This is a genomic window from Aliagarivorans taiwanensis DSM 22990 (assembly GCF_000429505.1).
GTDB classification, from domain to species: Bacteria; Pseudomonadota; Gammaproteobacteria; order Enterobacterales; family Celerinatantimonadaceae; genus Aliagarivorans; species Aliagarivorans taiwanensis.
In genome coordinates, this window is record NZ_AUBZ01000013.1 from 100052 (window position 1) to 111633 (window position 11582).

Sequence of the window (11582 nt, forward strand, 5' to 3'; positions counted from 1 at the left end):
GTGTTAACCGTTGTTCCTTGCTGTCCCTTCCATGGACTCATCAACCAGTGTATGGACTACAGAGCCGGTTAACGAGGAATTTTTGTTAAATTACGTCATTTACTGTAGGAATTTTGTGCTTGCTCACGATCTTCAGGTACTACTGAGCTTTCTAATCACTTATTTGCGGTGGATCAACGAGCGGGGAAGGAGGCTTTAGAATGAGTCAGTTAGCGAAGTGAACGGGTGATCAAGGCTAGCTGCTCGCCCCAACAATTGGCTGAGTAGCGCCAATTGCGGGACTGCGAAAATGTGATTTATAACTGCTGAATGTACTGGTAGACCTGCTTGAGGATGGTCATCTTCTTTTGGTCGTTGGCGTGCTCAAGGCTGAGTTGCTCCAGCTCAGGCAACACCTTGCTCGCCTGTTGCTGCAGGCTGTGTTCGCGGTGGCTTTGCCATTCACGCAGCTCGCTTTCGTTCAACAGCTCGGGGTAGTTGCGCCCCTTGTAGCGCAGCAATAACCGGTTAAGTCGGGCATCGTCAAACTGGAACTGCTTGCGGGTGATCAACTGCGGATCGCTGCTGCGCACCAACTCCATCAGTTTTTTATCAGCATTACCCACAAAGCCGCGGTAGAGGGCGGTATCCGGATTGTCATCATCGTTAAACTCGCGCTCAATCGCATACATGGCGATCAGCTTCTCGCGTACTTCGGCTGCATGGGGCGTTAGCAGGTTCAAGCTTTGGCGACACTGCTGCGCTGATACACCGAGCGCTTCGGCGCGCTCTGGTGTCAGGCTCTTGGCCGGGGCGACAAATGGGCTTTTGTTACTGTGAATGAGCTTAACCGGCACCCGACTTTGGCCTTCTTCCAGCTCGGCGCGCGGGGTGTAGAGCCGTTCATGCAACTGCTCGGGGCTGAGATCTAGCAGCACTTGGGCATCTTGGTTGAGGTCGACTGCCATCATCGCGTTGCTATTTTGCGGATGCCAGGCCAGCGGCAGCATCCAGCTCACACAGCCCTGGGCTGCGCCAAACATGCCCGATACATGCACAATCGGCTTGAGGTTAATCAGGTCAAACTGCTCGGCCACCTTGCGCTTGTTGCGCAGCTCTAAGTAAAAGTCGAACAGGCGCGGCTGGGCTTTCTTCAGCAGCTTGGCCAAATCGATGGTTGCCTGCACATCAGACAAGGCATCGTGGGCGTTGGCATGGCCAAGTTCGTTAGCTGCGGTAAGCAGCTCTAAGCGAAAGCTCGGCAGACCATCTTCATTCTCTGGCCACTCAATGCCCTCGGGGCGCAGGGCGTAACAGGCACGCACCAAATCAATCAGGTCCCAGCGTGAGTTGCCTTGTTGCCATTCGCGGGCATAGGGATCGAAGAAGTTGCGGTACAAGGTGTAGCGGGTCACCTCGTCATCGAAGCGAATACTGTTGTAGCCAACACCACAGGTGCCCGGTTCGGAAAAGGCTTGGTTCACCTTGTTGATAAACTCGGCTTCCACCAAGCCCTTGCTCATGGCGATTTGCGGGCTGATCCCGGTCACCAGACAGGCGCCGGGGTGGGGCATGTAGTCGTTCGGTGGCTGGCAGAACCACTCCATCGGCTTGCCGATGGGGTTGAGATCGGCATCGGTGCGAATAGCGGCAAATTGGCAGGGGCGATCCAGGCCCGGATGGGTTCCAAAGGTTTCGTAGTCGTGAAACAGGAAGCTCTGTAGTGTCATTGTTATTGGCTAGCCAGAATTAATTGCTGCAACCCTATCATAAAACATGGATTTTCGCTGCGCTGGCAGGCTTTAACATTTCGGCGAAAATCGTGAGTGTGACCCATACTAACAATGGTTTAAATCGTAAGCTGTTATTGAGTAAGGGATAAAACAACGCATGGACACCAGCAAGGCCAACATTCTGATTGTTGACGACACCCCCGAGAACATCGACGTCATGCTCGGCATTCTAAAGCAAGACTACAACTGTAGGGTCGCTCGCGACGGCGAGATGGCATTAAAGATCTGCGCCAAGGTCAACAGCCTCGACTTGATCCTGCTCGATATTATGATGCCGGGGCTCGACGGTTATCAGGTGTGTGAACGGCTAAAAAGCGACCCCATGACCAAGCATATCCCAGTGATTTTTGTCACCGCAAAGATCTCCCCCGAAGACGAAATCCGCGGCTTTGAGCTAGGGGCGGTGGACTACATTGCTAAGCCGGTTAGCCCGCCGTTAGTCAAAGCGCGGGTGAAAACCCATGTGGCGCTGTTCGACCAAAAGCGCGAGCTATCGCGCTTGGTGGACGAGCAAACCCAAACCATTGAAGAAACCCGGATGAAGATCATCCAACGACTGGGCCGCGCCGCCGAGTACAAAGACGATGATACCGGTATGCACGTTGTTCGCATGGCTCACTACTCCTACATTCTGGCCAAAGCGGCCGGCATGCCGGAAGATCAGGCGCGCACCCTGCGCGACGCTGCCCCAATGCACGATATCGGCAAGATTGGTATCCCCGACGCCATCTTACAAAAGCCCGGCAAGCTCGATAGCGACGAATGGGGCACTATGCAGTTGCACGTGGAGATCGGTGGCGAAATCCTCGGTGATGACCCATCAGACTTGCTGCAGATGGCGCGCGTCGTTGCGCTTACCCACCATGAAAAATGGAATGGTAAAGGTTACCCCAAAGGCTTAGCAGGCGAAGATATCCCGCTGGTCGGCCGGATTGTCGCCATCGCCGACGTGTTCGACGCACTGACCTCACCGCGCCCCTACAAGCAAGCTTGGACGGTGGAGCGTGCCATTGATATGTTCAAAGAGGAAGCGGGCGGGCACTTCGACCCAGAGCTGATTAAGCTGTTCTTGGAGTGCTTGCCTGAGGTGCTAGAAGTTAAAGAGCGCTTTGCCGATGAGGCTAAGCACGATTAATCAATGTAGCGCTGACATTCTGTTGGCGCGATAGCACAGTTATCACCGCGTTTCATTTGGTATAACGCCCTGAATCCGCTAGAATCCGCCTGCCTGTAAAACACATTACCTAGGGGAAGCGCGGTGACCGACACTCTTACCATTACTCGTCCTGACGATTGGCATTTACATCTACGTGATGGAGCGATGCTCGAAGTAGCAGCTGAAGCGACCTCGCGGCACTTTGCCCGAGCCATTGTGATGCCGAATCTGGTTCCCCCGGTGACTGAGTTAGAGCACGCTCAGGCTTACGCCGAACGCATCAATGCAGCCGTACCTGCAGGGCGTAACTTCGAGCCGCTGATGACCCTGTATCTGACCGATAACACCACCCCAGAGCTGATTGCCCGCGCAGCAGCCAGCGGCTTGGTGAAGGCCTGTAAGCTTTATCCGGCCAACGCGACCACCAACTCGGCTCACGGCGTGACCGATGTTGAAGCGCTATATCCAACCTTTGAAGCGATGGCCGAGCACGGCTTGTTGCTGTTGGTACACGGTGAAGTGACCCACAACCATGTCGATATCTTCGACCGCGAAGCGCAGTTTATCGAAAGTAAGATGGCCAAGCTGGTGGCTGATATGCCACAGCTGAAGATTGTCTGTGAGCACATTACCACCAAAGAAGCGGCTGAATTTGTGATGGCATCTGGCGACAACGTTGCTGCCACCATCACCCCGCAGCACCTGATGTACAACCGTAACCACCTGTTGGCTGGCGGCCTGCGCCCACATAACTACTGCCTGCCAGTACTTAAGCGCGCCACCCACCAAGAGGCGTTGCAAGCGGCGGTTGCCACCGGTACCAACAAGATCTTCCTGGGCACCGACTCGGCGCCTCACCTAAAAGGCGCTAAAGAGAGTTCATGCGGCTGCGCCGGTTGTTACAGCGCGCCAGCGGCGATTGAGCTGTACGCACAGATTTTTGATGAGCTGGGTATTTTGGATAAACTGGAAGCCTTCGCCAGCTTCAATGGCCCAGATTTTTACGGCCTGCCACGTAACACCGACACCATTACCTTGGTGCGCAAAGCCTGGAACATGCCAGAGCAGGTGATGGTAGGCGACGAGCCACTGGTACCGTTTATGGCCGGTGAGCCACTGACCTGGCAGGTTGCCTAAGGTCACTGTATGTTTCGTTAGCCAAGGCTAGCGGTACATCGAACTACCCAAGTTGGTCGCTAAGGCGTGGCTAACTTGGGTTTTGTTGTAATTAGCCGTTCGAAAAATTTCCGAACGCAGCTCCAAGCAACACGTAATACAGCAACAACAGTAAGCAACAACAGCAAGCAAGAGCAAAGAGGTAGATGGTGTCACAGCAGCTTCGTCAGCAGATCAAGCAGTGTATGTCCAAGGATCAATTCCGTCTGGGGCGCGAGTACAATCGCATTAAATCCTTAGATGCGCAGGACGAAGCTGCCGTTAAGTGGCAGCAAAAGCTCGAGCGCTCGCTGGAGCAGGCCCAAGCGCGCCGCGACAGCATCCCCACCATTGATTATCCCGCGCTGCCGGTTGCCGAGCAAAAGCAGGCGATTGCCGATGCCATCCGCGACAACCAAGTAGTGATTGTCGCCGGTGAAACCGGCTCGGGTAAGACCACTCAGTTACCGAAGATTTGCTTGGAGCTAGGCCTTGGCGCACAGGGCTTTATTGGCCACACTCAGCCACGACGTTTGGCGGCGCGCAGCGTTGCAGCGAGGATTGCCGAAGAGCTAGACACTCCAATCGGTGAGCTGGTGGGTTATAAAATTCGCTTTAACGACCAAATCAAGCAAGACAGCCTAGTTAAGCTGATGACCGATGGTATGCTGCTGGCCGAGATGCAGCAAGACCGCTTCCTAAGCCAGTATGAAGTGATCATCATCGATGAAGCGCACGAGCGCAGCCTGAACATCGACTTCCTGCTGGGCCTATTAAAACAGCTACTGCCAAAGCGACCCGATCTAAAACTGATTATCACCTCGGCCACCATCGACCCGCAGCGCTTCTCCAAGCACTTCGGCGATGCGCCAATGATTGAAGTGGCCGGTCGCACCTATCCGGTGGAGACCCGCTATCGCCCAGTCGAAGAGTATGCCAATGGCGATATGCTGGAAGGGATTAGCCTGGCGGTGGATGAGCTGTATCGTGAAAAGTCCGGCGATATCCTGATCTTTATGAACGGCGAGCGGGAAATTCGCGATGCGGCGGATTTTCTGAACCGACGCCAGCTACCAAATACCGATATCCTGCCGCTGTTCTCGCGCCTCTCCAACGCCGAGCAAAACCGTATCTTCGCCTCACACCGCGGGCGGCGTATCGTGCTGGCCACCAACGTTGCCGAAACCAGTTTGACCGTGCCCGGGATTCGCTACGTGATTGACCCGGGTACCGCGCGCATCAGCCGCTACAGCGTGCGCTCCAAGGTGCAGCGCCTGCCGATTGAGGCCATCTCGCAAGCCAGCGCCAACCAGCGTAAGGGCCGTTGTGGCCGTGTCGCCGAAGGTATCTGTATTCGTCTGTACAGCGAGGATGATTTTAACGGCCGCCCCGAGTTTACCGACCCAGAGATCCTGCGCACCAACTTGGCCTCGGTAGTGTTACAAATGCTGTCGCTGCGCCTTGGCGACATCGAAGCCTTCCCATTTATCGATGCCCCCGACCAGCGCAACATTAAAGACGGCCTGAACCTGCTCGAAGAGCTGGGCGCGCTGCAAATCAAAGGCAAGCAGCGCCAGCTTACCCGCTTGGGCCGCCAGTTGGCCGCCTTCCCGGTGGACCCGCGTTTGGCGCGCATGCTTATTGCTGCCCAGCAGTTTGGCTGTGTCCGTGAGGTGATGGTGATCTGTGCCGCGCTGTCGATTCAAGACCCGCGCGAGCGCCCGCTGGAGAAACAGCAAGCTGCCGATCAGGCCCATGCCGAGTTTAAAGATCCAGATTCCGACTTTATCGCCTTCCTCAAGCTGTGGGACTACCTGCAAGAACAGCAAAAAGCGCTCAGTAACTCGCAGTTCCGCAAGCTGTGTAAGCAGCGCTTCTTGGCCTATATGCGCTTGCGTGAGTGGCAGGATATCTATAGCCAACTGCGGTTAGTAGTGCGTGAACTGGGCTTTGCGATTAACGACCAAGCCGCCGACTACGAAGCAATTCATATGTCGATTACCTCTGGCTTGCTGAGTCACTTTGGCTTTAAAGACAAAGAACGTGAGTTCTTGGGGGCGCGTAACACCCGCTTCTTGGTGTTCCCCGGCTCGGGCCAAGCCAAGAAACCGCCTAAGTGGGTGGTGGCCTCGGAGTTGGTGGAAACCTCGCGCCTGTTCGCCCGAAATGTCGCCAAGATCCAACCGGCCTGGCTGGAGAAGCTGGCACCGCACTTGGTCAATATCAGCCATAGTGAGCCGCATTGGTCGGTCAAGCAAAACGCGGTAATGGCCTATCAGAGCCAGCGCCTGTATGGCGTGACCATCGTCAATCGTCGCTTGGTGAACTTTGGCAATATCGACCCGGTGATGGCACGCGAGGTGTTTATCCGCAGCGCCTTGGTGGAAGGGGTGTGGCAATGCAAACAGGACTTCTTCAAGCACAACCAAGGCTTGCTGGGCGAGATTGAAGACTTGGAAGAGCGTCAGCGTCGCCGCGATATCCGGGTGGACGATCAGATCCTGTTCGACTTCTACGCCGAGCGCATCCCTGAAGATATCGTCTCGGTGGCGCATTTTAATCGTTGGTGGAACAAGGCCAAGGTTAAGCAGCCCAAGATGCTGCACTTTCAGCGCGAGATGCTCACCAAGCACGATGCTGAGCATGTCACCGAGAAGGATTACCCAAGCAGCTGGCAGCACGGCAAGATTGCCCTCAAGCTCAGCTACGTATTTGAGCCGAGCGCCGAAGACGACGGGGTGAGTGTGCATGTGCCACTGGCGCTGCTAAACCAGCTCGATTACAACGTGTTCGAGTGGCAAATTCCCGCTATGCGCGAAGAGCTGCTGATCGAACTAATCCGCGCTTTGCCTAAGAGCCTGCGCCGTAACTTTGTGCCTGCGCCCAACTATGCTCGCGCCGCGCTCGAATCCATGGGACTGCCAGAAGGGCGCCTGTTGGAGCAGTTTTCCCGCCAGCTACTGCGCATGACCGGTGTGCGGGTCGAGATGGGTGAGTGGAACTGGCAGGGCGTGCCCAAGCACCTGCGGGTGAACTTCAAAGTTATCAACGAGAAGGGCAAGGTACTGGCCGAGAGCCGCGAGCCAGAGCAGCTACAAGCGAAGCTGCAAAAACAGGTGGAGCAGACCTTGGCTGAGATGAAGCCCGATGTCAGCTTCGAGCAGCAAGCGCTGGAAGACTGGAGCTTTGGCGAGCTGCCCGAGCAGATCACCGAGCAGCGCCAAGGCTACGAAGTCACCGCTTATCCCGCGTTAGTCGACGAAGGTAAGCAGGTATCACTCAAGCTGTTCGACAAGGCCGACGAGGCCCAATGGCAGCAGGCGCGCGGCCTAAGTAAGCTGATCCAGCTTAAAGTGCCATCGCCGATGAAGTACTTGCAGCAGCACCTACCGAACAAGGCCAAGCTGGGGCTGTACTTTAACCCCTTCGGCAAGGTGGAAACGCTGATCGAAGACTGCTCGCTGGCAGTGATTGATGACTTCGCTAAAGGCCAGGATGTGCGCGACCCTAAGGCCTTTGATGCCTTGGTGGAAACGGTGCGTGGCGAGCTGGCCGAGCGCTCACTGGGCGTGGCCAAAGACGTGGAAACCGTGCTGAGCATGCACCACAAGCTGGCCAAGCAGATGAAAGGCAAGGTCGGCTTTGATCAGGTATTGGCCCACGCCGATATTAAAGCCCAACTAGGGCAGTTGGTGTTCCGCGGTTTTGTACGCCAAACCGGCGTGGCCGGGCTCAATCATCTGCAGCGTTATATGCGCGCTATTGAGCGCCGCCTTGAGAAGCTGGCGATTGATGCCCATAAAGACCGCCTGATGCTGCAACAGATCCAACAGGCTGACGAGGCCTTTGCCGCACTAAAGCTGGTGGATTACGATCCGGCCCGTAAAGAGATCAACACCATGATCCAAGAGCTGCGAGTATCGCTATTCGCCCAGCAGCTAGGCACCCAATACCCGATCTCTCTCAAGCGGGTGCTCAACCATATCGAACAAGTCAGGAAAGAACGAAGCTAATGAGTGAACTCAAGGATGACCAACAGCTAAGCGCGGGGGTGAAAGCGCCCGGCGTGGAGAGGCCCCGCGTAGAAATCCACTACTGCACACTGTGCCGCTGGCTACTACGTGCCAGCTGGCTCAGCCAAGAGCTGCTTTCTACCTTTAGCGATGAGCTAGGGGAGGTGGCCCTTGTTCCTGCCAGCAAAGGCCGCTTTCAGATATTTGTTGAAGGGCAGCTTATATGGTGCCGAGTTCAAGATCAGGGCTTTCCTGAGGCCAAGATCCTGAAGCAACGTGTGCGGGACGTGATTGCACCTGAACGGGATCTTGGGCATAGCGATAGCTAGAGCTTGTCGAATATGCTTGGTTTATATGGTTCAGAGTCAGCTGATAGAGACTCGTTTGTGGACATAAACGAGTTAGGTAAGTGGGGAGTAACGCCTTGTTAAGGGGTGAGCAACGCAATACCAAGCCACCGTATACCACCTTAAACACTAAAACCAACGCATAGTAAAAATGCCACGCGTTGCGAATTCCTCTTGAACAATTTGTTAGGTGAATTAACAGCTTGTAGATAAAGAACACCAGATTTTCTCTAGAAAAAAGTCTTGATTCTTTGCTAGTTTCTCTGCCTTCTTTGTTTCTTGAGCTAATAGCAAACAACAATATCCATGTAAAGAAGACCACACATAATTTGCTTGCAGGTTAAGGTCTTCATTTTTAGTCATGCCTTCCTGCTGAAGCTTTTCTAACAACGTCTCGAGTTTATGAAATGACTTGTTGGCAGAAGTGGATAATTCTGTTGTTTGATTTTTTAATAGCTCTTCATTACTAAACATCAAGTGATAAAATGCTGGGTAAGATAAGCAAAAATCGATGTACTTCTTTGTCAACTCATGAAACTCATCTTTTGGTGGAGTACCTATTTGGCTAAAGTTTAACATTGATGCATTCAACAATTCAAAACTATGCTGAGCCACTGAACACAACAAATCATGCTTATCTACAAAATGCCTATAAGGCGCCCCCCTAGAAACACCTAACTTGGAAGCAATAGCTCTCATCGTGATTGCTTCAATCCCATCGCTAATAAGTAACTTGGATGCAACGTCTATTATTGAAGCCTTTAAATCACTTGCGTGATAATTTTCGTATTTTTTAGTATTCATTTATGAATACTATCATTACTGTTGACATCGTCAACAGTAAACTGCTAATGTTGACGATGTCAACAATCGAGGAGAACGTATGACGGGAAGCAAATTAAGAAAAATATTGAGGTGGACTCATTTGTTATGTGCAGTTATTGCAGGTACCTATTTCTACTCACCTTTTAGTGATAATACAGTATTCCACTTGATTACACTTTGGGTTGCTGTTCCACTATTGGGACTGACTGGGCTTGGAATGTGGAAACAAGGTACATTAATGAGCTGGATGAATAGCCCAAAAACTATATCAGCTAAGTAATCGATCAAGGTAAGGAGCTTTGATATCCGCTCCTTCACCTACCCCCCGCTTAAGTGGTGAGCAACGCAATACGATGTTTCCGCATTCCACCTAAATCACTAAAATCAACGCATGATAAAAGTGCCACGCGTTGCGAATCCTTATGTGTATTGGCTTAAGTGATTCTCTATAAATTCGATATCAGCTCGATAAAAATCACCAAGTGGAATAGCACTTGGCTCAAGCCAAAAGAAAGTTTGCTGCCTAACTTCATCAATCATCTGAGGCTCAGTATCATTACCCGCACGTAAAAAAACATAATGAATTTCACCACCAAAATCATTTTAAGCTTGATGACTACCGAGTCGCTTTAAACCTTGCAGTCCCGTTTCTTCCCACAGCTCTCTAACTGCTGCTTGATTACCTGACTCACCAGAGTCAATAGAACCGCCTGGGAATTCAAATACCATTCCTTGCCCTCGTCTGAAGCGCTTTTGGATAAGAACTTTTCCATCTCTTACGACCACGCCCATCGCAATATTTTTCATGTGAACTTTCCTTGTTCTTCTAAATACACATAGACATCATGATTCCCTGTGGTGGTGCCGACCTCCCGCGTTAGTCGTGGGTTAGTCAAACCAGAGCCACACTGTTAAGTGCATCCTTAACAATCACAGGAGGTCGACATGGTTCACTCTCACACCCTGTACTTAGGGCTCGATGTTCACAAGGAAACCACTGATGTTGCGTATTCTTCAACAGGCGATGGCAGCATTCACTTTCATGGCACCATCCCTACCAATGTTCGTTCTGTAAACAAACTTATCAAAAAATTTGGTAGTAAGGCCAGTGACTTAGTGGTGGTTTATGAAGCAGGACCTTGTGGCTATTGGTTACAGCGGCATTTGGTGAAGTACGGCGTACAGTGTTGGGTAGTCGCGCCCGCGCTGATACCTAAAGCGCCTAGTGATAAGGTTAAAACCGACCGCCGTGATGCCATGGCCTTAGCTCGGTTGGCTCAGGCTGGACTGATTGAATCAATTCACATCCCGGATGCTGACGATGAAGCTATCCGCGACTTAATCCGCTGCCGCGAAGATGCCATGATAGACCTGCGTCAAGCCCGTCAGCGACTCAAGTCTTTTCTGTTGCGCAACGGGCACCCTTGCTCAGGACGCACTAACTGGAGTGATGCCTACAAGCGTCATCTGGCGGATATCCACTTTCTAGAACCCGCTAAGAAGCTCACGTTCCAGCACTACATTGCGATTACCGAAGAGCGTTATCAGCGCTTGCAACACCTAGAGCGAGAGTTACAGGAAGTGGCAGACAAATGGCGTTGGTATCCGTTGGTTCAGTTCCTGTGTGCGCTGCGCGGTATTCGCTTCCTTTCAGCCATGACAATTGTGGCTGAGCTGGGTGATATGCGCCGCTTTACCAATCCCCGAGCACTGATGAACTTCGTCGGTCTTACACCCAGTGAGCACTCTAGCGGGCAACGCCAGCGGCAAGGCGGCATTACCAAGTGTGGGAACACCCATGCCAGGCGAATACTAATTGAAGCAGCCTAGTCCTATCGCTTCAGCCCCAAGGTCTCCAGAGAGCTACAAATCAGGCAACAAGACCTGTCCATCAATCTTCAGAAGCGCTCATGGGAGGCGCAGCAGCGTTTGTGCCGGCGCTTTCGACAACTTCAGGCCCGAGGTAAAGAGTTCAACAAAATCGTTCCGGCTATCGCCCGTGAGTTACTGGGGTTTATCTGGGATATCGCTCAGCGTTTTAATCCAGAGTCTGAACATGTTGGCTAGTCGATAAGGTAGAAGACTGTTTGAAATAACTTGAGTGAGCAAGACCGGCGGCAGCGGTGAGAGCAACCCTCGACGGCGTTAGGCGAAACAACACGTTTATTACTCGCGCTCCTAGACTGAGGCTCGGCTCCAACGGCGCAAACAAGCCATGCGCTGAGGGATCCCCTCATAATTCTGTGAAAACATAGCTGTTTTTTCTCAGCTGCCGGATAAATGCCAGTATCGCCCATTTTATGTCTCGAACTTT

General features: G+C 52.7%; 8 protein-coding genes. 5 read left to right on the forward strand and 3 right to left on the reverse strand.

From position 1 onward, the window contains the following. Positions 1 to 296: 296 nt before the first annotated feature. Positions 297 to 1709, reverse strand: a complete 1413-nt coding sequence (sbcB, locus tag G462_RS0109070; protein ID WP_035477355.1) for an exodeoxyribonuclease I — start codon at positions 1707 to 1709, stop codon at positions 297 to 299. 160 nt (positions 1710 to 1869) lie between these two features. Between sbcB and G462_RS0109075 the strand changes: the two genes are divergently transcribed. The 4 genes from G462_RS0109075 to G462_RS0109090 all read left to right on the forward strand — a co-directional run bounded on the left by G462_RS0109075 (position 1870) and on the right by G462_RS0109090 (position 8425). Continuing rightward, positions 1870 to 2907 carry an HD domain-containing phosphohydrolase gene (locus G462_RS0109075; protein ID WP_026958720.1) on the forward strand — a complete coding sequence of 346 codons (1038 nt, stop codon included), beginning with the start codon at positions 1870 to 1872 and terminating at the stop codon, positions 2905 to 2907. A gap of 123 nt (positions 2908 to 3030) precedes the next feature. Continuing rightward, positions 3031 to 4065, forward strand: coding sequence for a dihydroorotase (pyrC, locus tag G462_RS0109080; RefSeq protein ID WP_026958721.1), 1035 nt, complete (start codon positions 3031 to 3033; stop codon positions 4063 to 4065). Between the two features lie 188 nt (positions 4066 to 4253). Then, positions 4254 to 8096: an ATP-dependent RNA helicase HrpA gene (gene hrpA / locus G462_RS0109085; RefSeq protein WP_245579545.1), complete on the forward strand. Its 3843-nt coding sequence runs from the start codon at positions 4254 to 4256 to the stop codon at positions 8094 to 8096. Further along, entirely contained in the window at positions 8096 to 8425 is a 330-nt protein-coding gene (locus G462_RS0109090; RefSeq protein WP_051326639.1) for a SelT/SelW/SelH family protein, read from the forward strand. Before hrpA ends, G462_RS0109090 begins: the two co-directional genes overlap by 1 nt. Before the next feature lie 213 nt (positions 8426 to 8638). Here G462_RS0109090 and G462_RS0109095 read toward each other — a convergent pair whose 3' ends face one another. Together G462_RS0109095 and G462_RS24760 are read right to left on the reverse strand one after the other, a co-directional pair. Next, entirely contained in the window at positions 8639 to 9247 is a 609-nt protein-coding gene (locus G462_RS0109095) for a TetR/AcrR family transcriptional regulator (RefSeq protein WP_026958724.1), read from the reverse strand. A 624-nt stretch (positions 9248 to 9871) separates the two neighbouring features. Next, positions 9872 to 10075 carry an NUDIX hydrolase gene (locus tag G462_RS24760; protein ID WP_211234201.1) on the reverse strand — a complete coding sequence of 68 codons (204 nt, stop codon included), beginning with the start codon at positions 10073 to 10075 and terminating at the stop codon, positions 9872 to 9874. A gap of 138 nt (positions 10076 to 10213) precedes the next feature. Between G462_RS24760 and G462_RS22280 the strand changes: the two genes are divergently transcribed. Continuing rightward, positions 10214 to 11098 (forward strand): IS110 family RNA-guided transposase, encoded by an 885-nt coding sequence (locus G462_RS22280; protein ID WP_051326640.1) that lies wholly within the window; start codon positions 10214 to 10216, stop codon positions 11096 to 11098. Positions 11099 to 11582: the final 484 nt, after the last annotated feature.